Raw genomic sequence first — 17,708 nt, forward strand, 5'->3', positions numbered from 1 at the left:
AAACGCTGTTTAATCTTAAAAATTAAATTATGAGCATTAATAAAAACAGTAAGTTATAATAATATTTATTGATACCATAAAATTCTACCCCGGAATTTGAATATGATACTGAAAAACTGTGTTTTATATGTTAAATTGTAATTTATTATAAACTATAAGGCTATAAAATATAATGGAGAAAACTAATGCCAATCATTTCATCTGAAGGACAAATTTTAATCCCAAAGTTTGTACGTGATGTCTTGAGTATTTCCTCTGGAGATGAAGTTGATTTCCAAATTTCCGGTAATCAAGTTTTTCTATGTAAAAAAAAACATAAAAAAAAATCTTTTCGCAAATATTTTGGAGATCTTTCAAATCTTCAGGGAGCAAACCCCGATAAAATTATTGAGGAACTGAGAGGAAAGTCTGATGATATCAGCAGTTGATACTAATGTACTGCTGGATATCCTTATTCCAAATGCAGATTATGCGACACCTTCTTTAGAAACACTTGAAATATTGTCTGAACAGGGCAGTCTTGTTATTTCCGAAATGGTGTTTGCCGAACTCTCCTCCCAGTTCCTTTCTTTGGAAGAACTCAGGACATTTTTAGATGAAACAGATATTAAATTTGTAAATTCTCCTGATAAGGCTCTTTATGAGGCAAGCCTTGCCTGGAAAAAATATCTTGAAAATAGAAAAAAAATCAAAAATGCCCTCATTGCGGAAAAATATTACCAGGCAGAATTCATATTATCAGCGATTTTATCATCGGTGGTCATGCGATAAAATGTGCTAATCAGCTTATCACAAGAGACCGTGGTTTTTACCGAGTTTATTTTAAAGGCCTTAAAATCATTGATCCAACGCAATAATGTAACCGTTCACGGTTACAAGCGGCATAATTTCCTGTTTATAAATTGAATCTCAGGCCATCAACGTAAGGCGGGACAGCTACTTTGGTGGATTCGTCGCTTACGCTCCTTAATCCACCCTACGGTTCAAAAGCAACGTAAGTTTGTAGGGTGGATTAAGCGAAGCGAATCCACCGAAACCTGCTGTATTTTTCAACCGTTAACTGTGAACCTATAACCGTGAACGGTTACAAAAGAATATACAAAACATCCTTCGTATGACTGTTTTATCTCTGCTTGCGGACAAGCCTCAAAAAAATTTAAGCAAACAGTACTTGCATTTTTTGCACCCCCAAAGGTTTCGACAAAAGCTCGATTCATGAATATTCATCTAATGGTGAAATGGGCTGAAATGGTTCTTAAGCACTCACCACGGGGGCGAGTTTCAAAGGACCCTGTAGTTTCAAAACTTAGGAATTATCTTGGTAAACTTCCTGAATATAAACAGTTTATCAAGCGATTTCTTCGTGATGCATCTCCTCTTTTAAAAAGCCAGGAAATTCTTAAAGCTCAAGGCTTGAATATGAAAACCTACAAAGAGTGCAAAGAACTTTTAAAAAATATCCCTCAAAGCTCTCAAGTACGTATCGGTTTTATTACCTGGATGGAAAAACAATTAATAGTCGCTGAATCATTGGGCATGGGCAATACTGGAATGCCTATTTGTTCTGATAATATTGAATCCCTGTTTGGACTTGGTAAAACACATGGTACAGGAGAAGTAAAAGATGCAAACCGAATTGCACTTCGTTTACCGGCTTTTTGCGGATCTGTGAATAGAGAATCCGTTCGGATGGCAATGGACGTCACAGTAAAGGAACAACAGGAAGTTGAAAATAAGTTGTTGTCTTTAACTCGGCAGCGCCGAAAAATTTTACCAACCCCGGAAGCCTTACAGATAGTTTGTCAACTGAGTTTGACTGTGGTTTAACTCTTCTACCGGTGCCAAAAAATGATGAAAAATCAAAAGATGTAACTGATATTACAGCAAATTTTGAACAATTAGGTGGGCCCGTAAATAAGTTTACAAAACAACCTTATGCGCCTAATAATGCCATGAACAGTTTAATGAACCTGTATCAATAAAGAGGATTCGTCAGCTTAGAAATACCATCCAGAACGAATTGCGTACTGACAAAAAAAACGTATGGTCTGATAATCTGATTATCAAAGAGCAAATGCTATATGCAAAAACTTAACCGGACACTACTGAATAAAAATAGAAGTAGCAGCGGCTATTTTGGTTGGCACCCTCAAGATATATATTAGAAGGGGCACGATAAAAACCCCGCCGTCGATTCCCAAAAGGCCTAGGATAAAACCGATGACGCCGCCCCGATGGTTTTTCGCGAAGTACTGATGGTTGTCACTTCGGATTCCACTTTTCCGGAAAAGAGCATCCTGAATGATGCCATAAATATAACTCAGGCCGGGATGGCCGTAAACAGCTGAATGTTAATCCTGGCTGTGACGTATGCGCCTACCGGTGCAAACAGGGAAGAAGATATTATCAGCGGAAGGGCAATTTTGATGTCCACTAAAAAAATAGAGGAGCTACGATGACAGTCGACCGGTCTTTAAATACATTTGGAAAATCAGATACATTTGGGAAGATTGATTTTAATGTGAGTCAAATCGGTTTTGGCGGCTATCGGATTTATGAGAAGTCTAAAGAGCATGGGGAGGCCCTTGAATATGCCCTGGTAAACGGTTTTAATCTGATCGACACTTCCAGTAATTATACAGGCGGTGGGAGCGAACGGCTCATCGGGAACATCTTGAAGCAGATGATCCAGGAGGGTGAAATTAATCGAGAAGATTTTTTACTTATATCCAAAGGAGGATATGTCCAGGGTGAAAACCTGACCCTGGCCCGGGAGCATGAAACCCGGGGGCAGCCCTTCCCGGAGATGGTTAAATATATGGAAGGATGCTGGCATTGCATTAATCCGGATTTCCTTGAAAATCAGTTGCAGCGCACCTTGAACAATCTGCAAACGGACAATCTGGATGTTTATTTGCTGCACAATCCTGAATATTTTTTAACCTATATCAAAAATAGACGCCTTATGGACCTGGGAACGGCACGCAAGGAGTATGAACGCCGCATTGGGCAGGCCTTTTGCCGGCTGGAAGAAAAAGTTAAAACCGGCAAGATTAAAGCTTATGGAATTTCTTCAAATACCTTCATCAATCCGGCTGACGATTTTGAGTTTACCTCTCTTGAAAGGGTGCTTGAAATTGCCGAAACCATCACATCCAACCATAATTTTAAAGTCATCCAGTTTCCGCTTAATCTCTTTGAACCAGGGGCTTGCCTGGAAAAGAATCAGGCTTGTGGCACTAAAACTCTGCTTGACGTTGCGTTGGAAAAAAATATAGCGACCCTGATAAACCGTCCTTTAAATGCTATAGTCGGCAATAGAATGATTCGCCTGGCCGATTTTGATGATATTCATCACCAGACAATAATGGAAAATTTTTCCAGGTTAGAAAAAAAAAGCATGGAGCTGGGAAGTCGATTCAAGACTGATTTTAAAATCAAATGGCCGGAGGGCAGTGATTTAACTCACATCGACAGACTTTTTTCAATTCCCCAATATCTTTCCTCAGCTTTAATTAAGATTCAAAGCTGGGAGCAATGGGACTATGAAAAAGAGTACCGGATCATGCCTCAAATATATGATGGTGTAAATTACCTTGAAAATATCATGCCGGCTGATGCCGAGTGGCAGGAGTGGGTAGTAGAGTTTTCTCAATCCTTATTTAAATTGCTTGAAATCGCTGCAACCCATTTTAAAACCTCGAAACATGCCTTTGCGGCAACGTTTTGCCAAAGGTTGGATGAACTTGACCCGGACTTGAAATCATCCGCCTCGCTTTCCAGTAAAGCCCTGCGGATACTGAGATCTATACCGGGAGTCGACTCTATTCTTTTGGGCATGCGAAAGAGAGATTATGTCGATGATGCCCTAGAGACCCTTAAGGAACCGCCCATTCATGATGCGGTCAGTATTCTGTCATCTATTTCTCAAGAAGAATTGATCCGGCAATGGGAGAAATAGAAAAAAATTTTTTTTAGCTTTTTACATATTAATCACCTTATCGGCAAGCTGCATAGCCGTTACAATATCGAGCATGTTTGTAGTTTCTCCAACCTCTTTTTTATCCAAAATATTAAAATGGGTAAGGCATGTTCCGCATACAAGTATGTAAATTCCATCTTTTTCCAGATCCTTGAGAACAGACAGGGTTTCTGCATCTGAAATTGTCAGTTTAACGCCGGCATTCAAAAAAACAAGCCGCCATAATTCAGGGCCCATCTCTTTCAATGTTTTTAAAAAAGAAATCATAAGTTTTGTGCCGAGGTCATCATCTCCATGCCCCATGCGATTGCCGGACACCATTACCATAATTTTTTTTGTGCCCGGCTTTTCCTGTTCCTTTATCTCGGAAAATGCGGAATCAGGCATATTTCTGTCTATTTTGCCGGTAAGATAAAAAGCTTCGTCAGCCTGCTTTGTGGAAACCTCAAAATGTCTTGATTCCAGGAAGCGTGTGACATTCTGCCTGGCAGCCTCGTTGTCCACAATCACCTTTATTATTTCCGTGTCTTCTTCTTCCACGGTTTTTTTTGTCTGTAAAACCGGCGCAGGACAGGCTAACCCCCTTGCATCTATCTCTTTTATCATAAAATCATTACCTTTTTCAGAGTCTCGAAATCTATTGGTTTTGCTGTGGAACAAGTTTAATCAAAATCAATTAACAGCTTTAATTTACTATTATTATGCAACCTAAATTTTGTGAAACAGAACCTATTATGGCGGCTGTGCTCATCCCCTTTTCCTTAAGCTCAAACAACAGGCTGTCCGCCTGGCGTGATTCTACGCATATAAGCAGACCTCCTGATGTCTGCGGATCAAACAGAATATCCTGAAGGGCACGATCCACAGAGGGTGCGATATCCGTCATCGGCTCCCTGAACTCCCGGTTTCTGTATGTTCCCGCGGGCACAAGTCCCATGGCCGCAAATTCCATAGCCTCCGGAATTATTGGAAGTTTATCAGAAATAATTTCAATCCCGTATCCTGATTCACTTACCATTTCAGCAAGATGGCCTATTAGTCCGAAACCTGTAATGTCGGTGCAGGCATGCACCGGATAATTAACTATAACTTCCGCAGCGGTCCTGTTCAGCTCCGCCATCAGGGCTGTGACTGATTCTGTAGTTTCAACGGAAGCAATTCCGCCCTTGATCGCGGTATTAATAATGCCGGTGCCCAGCGGCTTGGTAAGAATCAGGCGATCACCCGGCATCAGGTTTTTCTTTACAAGGATACGGTCAGGATGGACAAAACCGGTTACAGAGAGCCCGTATTTTAATTCATTATCATCTACGCTGTGCCCCCCCACAAGAACCATCTCCGCCTCTTTCATCTTGACCAGGCCACCTTCAAGAATCCTGCGCAGTACGGACATGTCCATCTGTTTTGAAGGGAAACAGACTATATTCATGGCTGTTTTCGGCACACCACCCATGGCATATATATCACTTAATGCATTTGCCGCGGCTATCTGGCCGAACATGTACGGATCATCTACCACGGGTGTAAAAAAGTCGAGAGTCTGGATTATGGCAAGATCTTTTGTGATTCTGTAAACACCGGCATCATCAGCGCTTTTCAGTCCTACAATAAGGTTCGGATCAGTTGGAAATTGCAATCCGCATAATGCTTTGTCCAGGTCCCCCGGAGCAAGTTTTGATGCTCAGCCGGAACCTGAAACAGTTTCAGTGAGACGAAGATTTTTAAATTCTTTGTTCATCATTAAGTTCCCCTGGTTATCTATCTTGATAGAGTTGATAGACTGATTTGTCAAACAGGATTTTTCGATATATTAATGGTTTGCTATTGGTGATACTGATGAAAAATCTTAGGGTGTGGTGGGTGTTTATCTGGCTGTGGCTTTTAAAAGAAAAAAATCAAGGAGGGCCTGGGATACAGGTGACAGGTTTCTTCTTTTATCACGAATAAGGTAAAAATTACGGGTCATTGAAAGCTTTTCGATTTTTAATGTTTTAATAATATCTGCATCGAGTTCTGTTTTTATCGCTCTTAAAGAGAGAACAGATATTCCCAGACCGGATTTTATTCCTTCTTTAACGGCTGTGGAAGATCCGAAACGGGCAACTGTTTTTAAGGAATCCATATCAACCGATGCCGAATTGAAATAATCTTTTATGATTTTCAATGTTCCCGAGCCCTCTTCTCTTAATATGAACGGCTCTTCAGCAAGTTCCTGTATGGTAATACTGTTTTTGCCGGACCAGCGGTGTTTGGCAGAAACAGCTAAAACCAGTTTATCGTCCCAGAGCTTATTATATGTCAAATTACTGCCTGAATTCCTGGAGCCGACAATACCTATTTCAAGATCACCGCCGACAATACGGTTTTCAATCTCTTTGGTGTCTGAAATAGCTAATTTGATGGAAATTAACGGATATTTTTCTGAAAACTCAACCATAATGCCGGGAAGGATATATTCACCCGGTATGGTGCTTGCTCCAATGTTAACTTCACCTTTCCTGATACCGAGAAAAGCATCCATCTCCATGCAGACCATCTGTTTCATTTCCAGCATGGCGGCCGCATGCTTGAAAAGAAGCTTGCCGGCTGGTGTGGGAACCACTTTCCTGCCCAGCCGGTCAAGCAGCCTGGTTCCCACAGAATTTTCAAGCACGGCAATCCGTTCGCTGACCGAAGCTTGTGCCAGGGCAACAGCATTGGCCGCCTTGGTAAAACTTTCAAGCTCAACCACCTTGCAGAAAATCTCAAGTTGCCTTAAATCAAAATCTATACAATGCATATTTATGTTAATCCCTGTTTCCCAGGATTCTGAGCAGCATAAGGAACAGGTTGATGAAATCAAGATAGAGTGTAAGAGCGCCCATAATAGCGCCTTTCCTGACAACCCCGGCATCAAGTCCTGCAGGCTGTGAAACAGACATCTCCTTTAATTTTTGAGTGTCATAAGCAGTCAGGCCGACAAAAACAATAACGCCGATATAGCTTATTATTATGCTCATGCCGGAGCTTCTCAAAAATAGATTGACAACCGAAGCTATTATAATGCCGATCAGGCCCATGGCCATGAATCCGCCGAGAGATGTGAGGTCACGTTTGGTAACCATGCCGTAAATACTGCAGGTGACAAATGTTGCTGCACAAATAAAAAATGTGGATGTAATTGACGAACTTGTATAGATCATGAAAACAAACGAGAGAGTGGCTCCGTTTAAGGCTGAATAGAATACGAACAGGGCTGTAGCGGTGGATGCTTGAATTTTGCTCACCCTGGCGCTTAGAAAAAAAACAAGCCCGAGTTCACCTATTATCATCCCGTAAAAAATTATCGGATTGCCAAAGATCAGCCTTGTAATTGAAGGGCTGTAGGCAACATAATAAGCTATAAATCCGGTTATGCCGAGCCCGATGGCCATCCAGTTGTAAACACTCCTGATAAACTCGTTAACTCTTACTGCTGTTTCTGTTCTTTGTGTCGGTATTGTATGCATTTTTACCTCCTTATTTTATATCTTTTAAATATAACACAAAAAAAACCTGGCGCAAGGGGATAACATATAGATTTTCGCATAATTATTTTTACGTGAAAATCTATATTTCCTTTTTTTCTTGAAAAGAAAAAAAATATAGTTATTATGGCTGTAAATTAAATGTTCACAAATGAAAGGTAAGCGAACATGATCCATATTAAAAAATTGACTAAATATTATAATGAGTTGCGCGCTGTGGACCGGATAGATCTGGATATCAACAAGGGTGAGGTACTTGGATTGCTGGGGCCGAATGGCGCCGGTAAAACAACAACCCTGCGGATTCTTACCGGTTTTTTAAAGCCGACATCCGGCAGCATAAGGATCAATGGATATAATATAGATGAAAACCTGCTGCAAATTAAAGGCCTTATAGGATACCTGCCGGAATCTGCGCCCCTTTATTATAATATGCTGGTATTTGATTATTTGAACTTCGTGGCGGATATAAGAGGGATCGAGAGTAACAAAAAACTGACCAGAATTCGCGAACTTTCGGATTTGTGCGGTCTTAATGAGGTAATGCACAAATCAATCGGAGAGCTATCCAAGGGATATAAACAGCGGACAGGGCTTGCCCATGCGATGATGAGCAACCCCGAAATACTTGTTCTAGACGAACCCACTTCAGGGCTGGATCCTAACCAGATTGTTGAAATTCGTAAAATTATCAAACAGATAGGCAAAGAGAAAACCATTATTTTTTCAACCCATATACTCAGCGAAGCCGAAGCTACCTCAGACAGGATTGTTATAATAAATCAGGGAAAAATAGTTGCTGACGGCAGCGCCCAAAGTTTAAAAGGGTCTGGGCAAAGCGAATCTTCCGTAAGCATAGCTCTTAAAGGTCCGGATTTTGAGTCCGTGAAGGATTTGTTCAGCGCCGATAACAATATTGTACGGATTAAACCTGATGATAACGGTAATTATGATATTGTACGGATAAAACTATACTGCCGCTCATCTTCAGATCTGATGGAAAATATTTATAAAAAAATTAAAGCGACCGACTGGGTTCTGCTAGAATTGCATCAGGATACAAAAACTCTTGAAAAAATTTTCCGCGAATTAACCATGGAGCAGTGATATGAGTCAAATCAGGCATATATTTATCAAAGAATTTAAAGATTATTTTGTGTCGCCCATAGCATATATTGTGATTTCCATCTTCCTTCTGGTGACTGGCTGGTTCTTTTTTACGACTTTTTTCATTTACGATCAGGCCAATCTAAGAAATTTTTTTACACTCCTTCCAATCATTTTTTCTTTTGTAATTCCTGCAATAACAATGAGACTTTTTGCCGAAGAGATGAGTGTGGGATCATATGAAGTTTTGCTTACTCTTCCGGTTACATCCGGAGATATAATATTAGGAAAATTTTTTGCAAGTGTTGGTTTTGTTGCTGCCATGCTTCTTCCTACTATTTTATATCCGGTGTCGATATCTTTCCTTGGCAGCCTCGACTGGGGGCCTGTTGCAGGGGGCTATATCGGAGCCATTTTGCTTGGCGCGGCATTTTCCGCTATAGGGCTATTTGCTTCATCATTGACACGAAATCAGATCATAGCCTTCATTATTGGTGTGGCAATCTGTTTTGCATTGACGATAATTGACAAGATGCTGTTTTTTTTTCCAAAATATATCCTCTGCTTTCTCGAAAATATCGGGGCGGATTTCCATTTTAAGAATATCTCCAAAGGGATTTTGGATTCAAGGGATATTATCTATTTCTTAAGTGTCGCTTTTATCGGGCTTTACTGTTCACATATAGCGCTACAAAATAAAAAATAACGGAGAAATGGTGAATTAGCATGAATAGAACTCCCGGAAAATATATTAACCTTGTAATATATCTGATTGTCATACTCCTTATTAATATTGCAGGCATGACTCTTTTTTTCAGAATAGATTTGACCCGGAACGGGATATATTCCCTTTCCGACATAAGCCAAAGAGTCGGCTCAACACTCTCGGAGCCACTGACTATTAAGGTGTTTTTCACAAAAAATCTTCCTGCCCCGTATAATAATGTAGAACGGTATCTGCATGATATGCTCGAAGAATATTCAATAGATGCCAATCAAAACTTCAACTACCAGTTTTATGATGTCAGCCCTGAGGATGATGGACTGGATTCTGAAACTCAAGGAAACCGGAAAATGGCGTTAAACTACGGGATAACCCCGGTGCAGATTCAGATTGTGGAAAAGGATGAATTGAAATTCAAAAAGGCATATATGGGTCTTGTGATAATTCATGGTGATCTTATTGAAAAAATTCAGACAATTACATCAACAAACGGACTTGAGTACAAGCTTACAACAACAATTCAAAAAATGAATAATAAAATAAGTGCCCTGTCGTTACTGCCTGAAAAAATAAAGATAAAGCTGTTTCTGTCATCTTCTTTATATGAGGTTGCTCCTCATATGGGGATTTCTGATCTGCCGGGATTGAATGCGCAGGTCGAGGGCATGGTTAAAAAACTTAATAAAAAGAATTATGACAAGCTTGAGTTCATTAAACTCGACCCAATGGGCGATACCCGGCTTGAAGATGCCGTCAAGCACTATCAAATCTTAAAACTTCAATGGCCTGACATTGCGAAAGCAGGCATTAAGGCCGGAACAGGAGCCATCGGTCTTGTCATGGAATATAATGGTAAAGCGGCTCAGCTCCCTCTTCTCCAAGTTTTACAGATACCTATGATAGGTATACGTTATCAGATAGTTGACCTGAAGAGTATTGAAGAAAGCATTGACGAGAATGTTAGCACCATGATTGGTATTAATGAAGATATCGGCTACCTGACCGATCATGACACTTTGCAAATTTACGGAGAGACTCCGTCAGGCCCCATGGGAACGCAGGTAAAATCCGAGCTTTCCAATTTTAGGAATTTATTATCACAAAATTATTCAATCCGGGATGTAAATTTGAATTATGAAAATATTCCTGAAAATATAAACTGTCTTATCATAGCCCACCCCAAAAAAAAGTTTACAGATTACGAATTGTTTCAGATCGATCAATTTTTGATGAAAGGAAAAAATCTGGCTCTATTTCTGGATCCCTTCAAAGAGGTTATGCCTGAAGGGCAGAACAATATGAGATTCGGCGCCAATCCGCAATTTGTTGAATTGGATACCGGTCTTGAAAAGCTACTTGACCACTATGGAGTCGGCCTGGGAAAATCCTATGTACTCGATAAAACATGTTTCAAACAGAAAGTTCCGGCTCAATTCGGCGGTGGTGAAAAACCGATTTATTTTGCGCCTGTTATAGAAAACAAATTTATAAACAACGATCTTGATTTTATGAGGAATATAAATGAATTGATCACTTTAAAAGTCGCTCCGGTAGAAATTGATCTGGAAAAAATAAACAAAAACGGCCTCAATGCTGTAAAACTGATATCATCATCCGAAAACTCCTGGGAAATGAGCGAACGGATAAGCTTGAACCCCATGCTTCTCCCATCCCCTCCACCGCCCGGCGATATGCAGAGTTTCCCCCTGGCATACTTGATCAAAGGGCGTTTTCCCAGTTATTTTGCCGGAAAACCGGTACCCGTCAGGGTGATGGATAAAAAAGATGCTGAAAAATATAAGTCCAAAAAAGATCAAGGGAAAGATCAGGCCGAAATTACACGCCAAGGTGAATTCCTTGAAAAGGGTAGGGCGGGTAAAATTTTCATTATCGGATCTTCTGAAATTTTAAAAAATACCCTGCTTGATGAAGCGGGTAAGGGCCGTGAAGGCATATTCATCATGAATGTTATAGATTATCTTAATAACCATGTTGATATTTCTCTTCTTAGAAGCAAAGAGCAACGCTTGAATCCTCTGAAGAATGACATTGGGCAGGGTGTCAAAACATTTGTCAAGACCATTAATATAGCAGGTCTGCCATTGCTTGTAGTTTTGTTCGGAATCATTATCCTGTTGAGAAGGGTTGCCAGGAAGAAACAGATTAGTATTATATTTAATAAATAACCAAAGGGCTCGCAATGAAAAGATACAAAACAAATATAATCCTCATAGCGTTAATAATAGTTCTCTCTTTATATGTCTTTATGCATAAAAAAGATAAGACAAATTACAAATTGCCGGAGATTTCGGATATAGAAAAAACGGAGATAACCAAACTTGAAATAGCCGCGATAAACTCCGATATTATTTTGAAAAAAAAATCGGGTAACTGGTATATTGACCCGGAAGGTTATCCGGCCGATAAGGATAAAATTAACAGGATGCTCGACAGTCTCAAGAATATCAAAGTGACAGCCCTTGTTTCCCAGTTAAAAAATTATAATCTGTATGATTTGAATGATGAAAAAAAGATCACTATTAAGGCATGGAATAAAGATAAGTTAAAACGCCTGTGCGAAATCGGGAAAACCGCCTCATCTTACCGACACACCTTTATCAAGCTTGAAAAAGATGGTCCGGTTTATCATGCAGAAGGGGATTTTAGAAGCAGCTTTGATCTGACAAAAGATAAATTAAGAGATACGCTGGTATTATCATTTGAAAAAAATGAAATCAGCGCAATTAATATCGATAAAGGCAATGCAAATATTGCATTAGCCTTAAAAGATGTTCAGAATAAAGAGCAAAAAAATAACGAGCAAAAAGAGGAGGTTGAGCATAAATCAACCACTAAAGTCTGGCAGACTGATGATGGTAAAATATGCATAAAATCAAAGATAGATGAGCTTCTTGGCAAGCTGTCCGGTTTAAAATGTAAACAATATATAGAGAATAAAACTAAGGATGATTTTAAAGATCCAATTTTTACTATAATATTAAAAGGAACAAAAGAGAACAAACTTTTAATTTTTCCCATGCATGGTGAAGATGCAACGGAATATCCCTGCATATCCTCCGCAACGGAATATCCCTTCTTTCTCACGAAGTACCAGGCTGAAAATATTATGATAGATCCTGAGGAAATAGTTGAAAAAAAATAGTCCTGGGGTGATATTTTTGATTGCAGTGAGAAAATTTCAAAGGAAAGTCAAGGAGATATAATTCTTCTTTACTTCTCAATTATATACAGTATATCGCCGCCGCTTTCCAGCCCGTATTCCGTCTGTACATGCAGTTTTTTCTTCAGCTTATAACGGAGGCGGATGGTGCTGACAGGTTCGAACAGGCCGATGCCGTAATTTAGATACAATCCAGGCGACAGATATTTTCCAATAAATAGCGTGGCCTGTTCCGGTGTTTCGCCCTTTTCGATTTCAATATCCTCTACACCGAAAGCGGCTCCGATTTTTTGTGCAATGAATCCTCCGGCGCTCAGACCTGCGGAAAGCGCGGCTCCGTAAAGCTCGTTTCCCTCAGAGTCCGAAAGCTGCTTCATGGGCCGTCCGAAGAGAACATAAGAGAGCGCGTTGGATTCATCCATTGGGGGTACAGAGTAGGCGTCAAGTGTGGGTGTCTTGAGGGTCCCCTGAACAATTAGACCGGCGGTCACATCCTTTATCTTTCTGAAGGCCCTTATGTCAAGCCCGGGATTATCTATAAGCCCTGCAAAGATAAGCCGGCCTTTTTCAATTGTAAGGTCCTGCCCGTAGGCCTTGTATTCCCCATCAATTATCTGCAACTCACCATGACCCTGCGTAACCTTGCCGGGCTGCTCCGTCAGATTAATACCTCCGGTTATGCGGCATTTGAGTCCGTAACCCCTGAATTTAACATTATCACCGAGTGATAGTCTGAGTTTGCCTTTTACGGACCACTCCGCCTTTTTTTCACTCACAGGCATATCCAGGACTATTACGTCTTTTGAAGGTAAAACGGCTTCCGACATATCCTGAGGTTCCAGTCTGGCCTTTGGAATTTTCAGACAGCCTGCAAAGTTAATCGTTTTGTCTTTGATCCGCAAATCAATATCAGGTGATACGATTAGCCATGTGCCGGGTATTTTAACAGCCTCGAAATTTTTACCCTGAATCCGTAAAACAACTGAAGGGGCTTTTTCTTTATGCAGTCCTATTGTTCCATGCAGGGCTGCTTGAGCGCTGCCGGATGATAGCCGTCCTTCGATTGTATATGTTCCTCTTTCATCACCCTTCAGGTTTACATTGATATCCCTTAGTTTCAAGCCCAGGTCAGGAATATCGGCCGTCCCTTCATGCAATGTCATGTCACCTGTTATGGCTGTCTCTGCAAATGTTCCATCAATATTGACCCGTGCCGCTACAAGTCCTGAAGTTTTATTTACTTGTTTTATAAATACAGGAATTAAGTCAAGATTATTAAGCTCTGCTGTAACATGGCCGATGATTTGCTGATTAGCCGTATCCGTTGTGCCCGGCATGAACCGGGGAAGATTTAGTCCGCCTTTTATATGTCCCCTGTCAGGGAATATTATTTCGGCATTTGCGTCCAAAGCTTTCCCATCCATGATAATATCTATTCGCGATTTTTCAAGCGCAATATCAACGGGCTCATCATCCGCCTCATAATGTAATTTCCCTGAAGGCATAATCAGCGAAATATTTCCTGAGATTATTCCTGCCGGAGTCTTTGCTATTTCGCCGCCTCCACTGATATTACCCTCAGCGTCAACGGGTGAAGGAAGAATTGTTTTTACAGTTGAAAGGGGCAGATCAGTTAAAGAGAACTTCCCCTTAAAACCTTCAGTCCTGTCCCATGAAGTTTGGAAACAGATATCAGTTTCATTGCTAACCATGCATAGAAATTCAAAATAAGCCTTATCCATGGATACGGATAAAGAAGCAGGTTCCCTGAGAGACCACTTGCCGAATTTACCGGCATTAATTACGGCACTGTTAAATCGTCCGTCCCATACTTCATCCCTGTATCCTCCTGTAATCGAGATGGCCATGCTTTGATTATCCATTAGCGCATCCATTGAAATGGAATGAGCCGAAACCAGACCGTTGCTTTTAAGAGAAACAGTTTTGAACTTTTGTCGTTCAATCAGGAGCTTGGCCGCACTTATATCTATGAATGATTCTCTTTCATCTTTCGTGTCGATATCAAATACGGTCTTAATGCTTTCAGCACTGTAGTTATTATAGGAGACTGCTTTTCCGTTGATAGTGCCTTTGATTAAAGGATAAAATCTGCTGCCCGTGACGGAACCGCTGCCTTCGATTACTCCCTTTAATGTAGGCATCAGGTCTCCTGCATCACCTATTTGCGCTTTCCATTTTAGTGACAATGTATCGGCCACTTTACCTGAGGCGGACAAATGTGATTTACCTGAGCTGACTTCCAGGCCGGCCAACTCCAGTTGTGAGTTCTTCGCAGAAAATCGCGCTTGCGCTTTTAACTGCCTGTTTCTTAAATCCCCTTCTACAGTCACTTCAGACGGTTTGACTGTGAGTGCCCCCTTTTTATATTGCCCTGAGGAATGAAGGGTTACATCCATTGCTCCTTGCCATTCCGGCCACTGAATTCCCGGATTAAGGCTTTCAGAGTTTATATTAAATGCCCAGCTTATATCAGGTTCCCAGCCCATAGAGCCCTTGCCTGTAACTATGCCGTCAAGTATACGAAGGGAAAGAGATGAAATGTTTGCATTCGTGCCGAATCCATGCCCGCTGATATCGCCGGAAAGAGTCAGGTCAGGCCATCTCTTGTTGAGGATTAACGTATTGAATTCCCGGACAGCAAGGTTTCCCTCCCAACTGGGTTTTTTTATTATGTTACTGATGTTCACCTTTATATCAGATGAAAATGGATATGTTGTTTCCTGTTTTATCTTGAGCATTTTAAACGTGCCGGCAATTTCTCCGTGCCCTGATATCTCTTCATATCCCGGGGCACGTATTTTCCATGATGTGGAGATGCTCATCGGGTAATCCCCGGTGGGAGATAGCCATCCTTTTGCGGCAAGAGTAAGTTCGGGCATTTCTATATCCAGTTGATTAATTCTTATGGCCTTGGGGCCCATACGCCCTTTTAGTGAAACTGTTTGAATATTAACAGGATTCCGATTACCGCTTTGCATAATGGAGATATTGTTAATAACCGCTTTCTCAAGTACAATTTTCAGCGGGATACTGACCTCCGGCAAACATGCGGCTGGTGCAGCCGGTCCGGTTTGTCCGGCAGTAATAATAGTGACTCCTTCTACTTTCAGGTTGGAGAAATGGGCCTCTAAAAGCATGAACCTGGAAGCTTTCCAATCCAGCGCAATCTCATCTATGCCGAATGACGACTTACCCGATTTATAAATTATGCCCCTTATTTTCATAGGCCCGGAAAGCCTGCCCTGTGCAGACGTTATGGATAATCCGTCAACGGAATGTATAGCTTTGGTTATCAGCCATTGCAATCCTGCTTCGGAATGTATGAGGTAGAGAATTCCTGTGATAAATAGAATAATAATTAATGTACCTGTTATTAAGAAAACCCGTTTCATAAATCAGGCCCCACAACTAAATGAATACGCCAGCCTTTATCCGGTTCGGACACCGGGAAAGCCAGGTTAATCCTCACTGGTCCCAAAGGCGACTTCCACCGTAAACCAAACCCTGCTCCCGACTCCATGGTGTCCGAAATCGAATTCATTGCATTCCCTGCATCATAGAATAAAGCAGCGCTCCAGTTTCCCCGTATTTTCTGCTCATATTCAATGCTCCCGACAAGAAGATGCTTGCCGCCCGTAATATCGCCGTTTCCATCCTCCGGGCCGAGTGAGTTATAAGCATAACCACGTATACTATGATCTCCTCCTGCAAAAAACCTGATAGATGGGGGCAGCTCCGAGACGTCACTTACTATAGAAGTTGCTCCTTCGCCGCGCATGATAATTCTGCCGCCGGTCCACAAACTACGTATACATTTCAGTTGTGACCGCAATTGCAGAAAGGATGAATCCGATATAATCGAATCATGGGCACCGCGGATGTCAAGACATAACCTGAGTCCACGTTTTGTGTTAACAGGATTGTCCGCCCATATTTTTGTCCGTCTGATTCCCGATATAAGGAGGGTGGTCAGTCCTTCATCATCGGCAACATCAAAGTCTTCCCTTTCATAGTTAATGTATACCGACTCCCTCCAGTCCTTTATAACGTGATTGAACCGCATGCTGCTAAAGATTTTCTCACTAAAGCTTGTCTTCGTATCTTCCCTTAAGAGCCCGGACGCAAAGACCAGACTGTCAGTGCGCGGGTCTTTGAGAGGAACAGTATACTCCCCGGTGACACCTGATTTGATCTCCGATTTCTTTAATGTAATGCCAAACCGTTGTCCTGCTTTATTTATTCTGTTTATTTCCCACCCCACGCTTCCTCTGAATCCGGTGTCTGTTCCAAAACCCAGACCAAACGTGTATTTATTTCGTTTGTGTGGAACAAGTTTAACATCTATGGGCACTTCAAGATCTTCAGCCTGATCAATATGGGGTGTGATCTCTACGGACTCGAAATAGTCGCTGTTATTCAAGGCGTTCTTAAGGTCAAGTATGCTGGATACTACATAGGGCTCACCTTTTTTGAAATGTATGAAACGAGCAAGGAATTCATGACTGAAAACGTTCTGAAAAAAAGTCACATTGCCGAAACGAAATTGCGGTCCCGTGTTAAAGTTAAGGATTATATTTGAGATCCCTTTTTTTGCATGCACCTCTATTTTACTTTTAAGCATTTGAGCTTTAAAAAATCCAAAACTTATTGCTGTATCTTGAAGGAGACGCTTGGCCTTTTCATATTGCTCATGGTTTAATATATCTCCTTTATTAACCGGGATATGTTCTATAAATCTCTTGAAACTCTTATGATTCCGGCCTTCTCCTGTGATCGAGACTTCAACATTGTCGATGATAACAGGATCACCCGGGGTTATTCTGTAGAAAAGATTCCAGGTTGATTCTTTAAGGAGAATTTCTGCCTGAATATAAGGCCGATAATATCCAAAGGGCTGAAGTGCCTGCCTGATTTCATAGGGGGCTTTTTTATGAAGCTTTTTCATCAGGCTCTCCGTCATATCCGGATGCTTCTTTTGTTGTTCTATACTCAAAAAAGCAAAAACGTTATTTTTGATATCACCTTCGACGCCTTTAACGGAGACGTTTATATTAATCGCCGCATGTGCAGGTTGAATATTAAGGAGGGTAATTGTAAGTGCAAGAGCATAATTAATAAACGTTTTTGTCACTTTGCCAATTAAAATAATGGAGGCATAGTGGCAGAAAGTATTGGTGGGTACTAAAA

Annotated in this window: 15 protein-coding genes; 8 read left to right on the top strand and 7 right to left on the bottom strand. The window is 41.0% G+C overall.

Annotated elements, in window-relative coordinates; translation table 11 throughout:
- Positions 1-185 precede the first annotated feature (185 nt).
- The 3 genes from BuS5_RS15430 to BuS5_RS15440 all read left to right on the top strand — a co-directional run bounded on the left by BuS5_RS15430 (position 186) and on the right by BuS5_RS15440 (position 1,827).
- Positions 186-428 (top strand): AbrB/MazE/SpoVT family DNA-binding domain-containing protein, encoded by a 243-nt coding sequence (locus tag BuS5_RS15430; protein WP_035265768.1) that lies wholly within the window; start codon positions 186-188, stop codon positions 426-428.
- Positions 412-771, top strand: coding sequence for a type II toxin-antitoxin system VapC family toxin (locus BuS5_RS15435; protein WP_027354420.1), 360 nt, complete (start codon positions 412-414; stop codon positions 769-771). Before BuS5_RS15430 ends, BuS5_RS15435 begins: the two co-directional genes overlap by 17 nt.
- Before the next feature lie 444 nt (positions 772-1,215).
- Positions 1,216-1,827, top strand: coding sequence for a hypothetical protein (locus BuS5_RS15440; RefSeq protein WP_274427797.1), 612 nt, complete (start codon positions 1,216-1,218; stop codon positions 1,825-1,827).
- 275 nt (positions 1,828-2,102) lie between these two features.
- Here BuS5_RS15440 and BuS5_RS20580 read toward each other — a convergent pair whose 3' ends face one another.
- Positions 2,103-2,324, bottom strand: coding sequence for a sulfite exporter TauE/SafE family protein (locus tag BuS5_RS20580; protein WP_084445711.1), 222 nt, complete (start codon positions 2,322-2,324; stop codon positions 2,103-2,105).
- A gap of 131 nt (positions 2,325-2,455) precedes the next feature.
- On the opposite strand from BuS5_RS20580, the gene BuS5_RS15445 reads away from it, so the two are divergent.
- Entirely contained in the window at positions 2,456-3,961 is a 1,506-nt protein-coding gene (locus BuS5_RS15445) for an aldo/keto reductase (RefSeq protein WP_027353332.1), read from the top strand.
- A gap of 21 nt (positions 3,962-3,982) precedes the next feature.
- Here BuS5_RS15445 and yedF read toward each other — a convergent pair whose 3' ends face one another.
- From yedF to BuS5_RS15465, 4 genes are all read right to left on the bottom strand, one after another.
- A complete protein-coding gene (gene yedF / locus BuS5_RS15450) occupies positions 3,983-4,588 on the bottom strand; it encodes a sulfurtransferase-like selenium metabolism protein YedF (RefSeq protein ID WP_027353331.1) in 606 nt (201 codons plus the stop codon).
- Between the two features lie 79 nt (positions 4,589-4,667).
- The gene (gene selD / locus BuS5_RS15455) at positions 4,668-5,720 is read right to left on the bottom strand and encodes a selenide, water dikinase SelD (RefSeq protein WP_084445714.1); all 1,053 of its coding nucleotides are present in this window, start codon (positions 5,718-5,720) and stop codon (positions 4,668-4,670) included.
- 126 nt (positions 5,721-5,846) lie between these two features.
- Positions 5,847-6,761 carry a selenium metabolism-associated LysR family transcriptional regulator gene (locus BuS5_RS15460; protein ID WP_035264669.1) on the bottom strand — a complete coding sequence of 305 codons (915 nt, stop codon included), beginning with the start codon at positions 6,759-6,761 and terminating at the stop codon, positions 5,847-5,849.
- A 7-nt stretch (positions 6,762-6,768) separates the two neighbouring features.
- Positions 6,769-7,470: a Bax inhibitor-1/YccA family protein gene (locus BuS5_RS15465; RefSeq protein WP_027353328.1), complete on the bottom strand. Its 702-nt coding sequence runs from the start codon at positions 7,468-7,470 to the stop codon at positions 6,769-6,771.
- A gap of 186 nt (positions 7,471-7,656) precedes the next feature.
- Here BuS5_RS15465 and BuS5_RS15470 point away from each other — a divergent pair, with 186 nt between their 5' ends.
- From BuS5_RS15470 to BuS5_RS15485, 4 genes are read left to right on the top strand one after another with little or no spacing between them, the layout of a single operon-like run.
- Positions 7,657-8,595 (top strand): ABC transporter ATP-binding protein, encoded by a 939-nt coding sequence (locus tag BuS5_RS15470; RefSeq protein ID WP_027353327.1) that lies wholly within the window; start codon positions 7,657-7,659, stop codon positions 8,593-8,595.
- Position 8,596: 1 nt separating this feature from the next.
- Positions 8,597-9,301, top strand: coding sequence for an ABC transporter permease subunit (locus BuS5_RS15475; protein ID WP_027353326.1), 705 nt, complete (start codon positions 8,597-8,599; stop codon positions 9,299-9,301).
- Between the two features lie 20 nt (positions 9,302-9,321).
- Complete coding sequence (locus BuS5_RS15480) at positions 9,322-11,505, top strand: Gldg family protein (protein WP_035264666.1); 2,184 nt, start codon at positions 9,322-9,324, stop codon at positions 11,503-11,505.
- Positions 11,506-11,519: 14 nt separating this feature from the next.
- On the top strand, positions 11,520-12,482 hold the full coding sequence (locus BuS5_RS15485) for a DUF4340 domain-containing protein (RefSeq protein WP_027353324.1): 963 nt from the start codon (positions 11,520-11,522) through the stop codon (positions 12,480-12,482).
- Between the two features lie 68 nt (positions 12,483-12,550).
- On the opposite strand, the gene BuS5_RS15490 is transcribed toward BuS5_RS15485, so the two are convergent.
- The gene (locus tag BuS5_RS15490) at positions 12,551-15,913 is read right to left on the bottom strand and encodes a translocation/assembly module TamB domain-containing protein (RefSeq protein ID WP_027353323.1); all 3,363 of its coding nucleotides are present in this window, start codon (positions 15,911-15,913) and stop codon (positions 12,551-12,553) included.
- Complete coding sequence (locus BuS5_RS15495; RefSeq protein WP_035264663.1) at positions 15,910-17,652, bottom strand: autotransporter assembly complex protein TamA; 1,743 nt, start codon at positions 17,650-17,652, stop codon at positions 15,910-15,912. The genes BuS5_RS15490 and BuS5_RS15495 overlap by 4 nt, the downstream gene beginning before the upstream one ends.
- Between the last annotated feature and the right edge of the window lie 56 nt (positions 17,653-17,708).

The organism is Desulfosarcina sp. BuS5 (assembly GCF_028752835.1).
Lineage (GTDB): Bacteria > Desulfobacterota > Desulfobacteria > Desulfobacterales > BuS5 > BuS5.

Excerpts from the sequence above, each read along its gene's own strand:
- BuS5_RS15470 (WP_027353327.1), top strand. The coding sequence starts at position 7,657 with ATGATCCATATTAAAAAATTGACTAAATATTATAATGAGTTGCGCGCT.
- BuS5_RS15465 (WP_027353328.1), bottom strand. The coding sequence starts at position 7,470 with ATGCATACAATACCGACACAAAGAACAGAAACAGCAGTAAGAGTTAAC.
- BuS5_RS15445 (WP_027353332.1), top strand. The coding sequence starts at position 2,456 with ATGACAGTCGACCGGTCTTTAAATACATTTGGAAAATCAGATACATTT.
- BuS5_RS15430 (WP_035265768.1), top strand. The coding sequence starts at position 186 with ATGCCAATCATTTCATCTGAAGGACAAATTTTAATCCCAAAGTTTGTA.
- yedF (WP_027353331.1), bottom strand. The coding sequence starts at position 4,588 with ATGATAAAAGAGATAGATGCAAGGGGGTTAGCCTGTCCTGCGCCGGTT.
- BuS5_RS15480 (WP_035264666.1), top strand. The coding sequence starts at position 9,322 with ATGAATAGAACTCCCGGAAAATATATTAACCTTGTAATATATCTGATT.
- BuS5_RS15475 (WP_027353326.1), top strand. The coding sequence starts at position 8,597 with ATGAGTCAAATCAGGCATATATTTATCAAAGAATTTAAAGATTATTTT.
- BuS5_RS15435 (WP_027354420.1), top strand. The coding sequence starts at position 412 with ATGATATCAGCAGTTGATACTAATGTACTGCTGGATATCCTTATTCCA.
- BuS5_RS15485 (WP_027353324.1), top strand. The coding sequence starts at position 11,520 with ATGAAAAGATACAAAACAAATATAATCCTCATAGCGTTAATAATAGTT.
- BuS5_RS15460 (WP_035264669.1), bottom strand. The coding sequence starts at position 6,761 with ATGCATTGTATAGATTTTGATTTAAGGCAACTTGAGATTTTCTGCAAG.
- BuS5_RS15440 (WP_274427797.1), top strand. The coding sequence starts at position 1,216 with ATGAATATTCATCTAATGGTGAAATGGGCTGAAATGGTTCTTAAGCAC.
- BuS5_RS15490 (WP_027353323.1), bottom strand. The coding sequence starts at position 15,913 with ATGAAACGGGTTTTCTTAATAACAGGTACATTAATTATTATTCTATTT.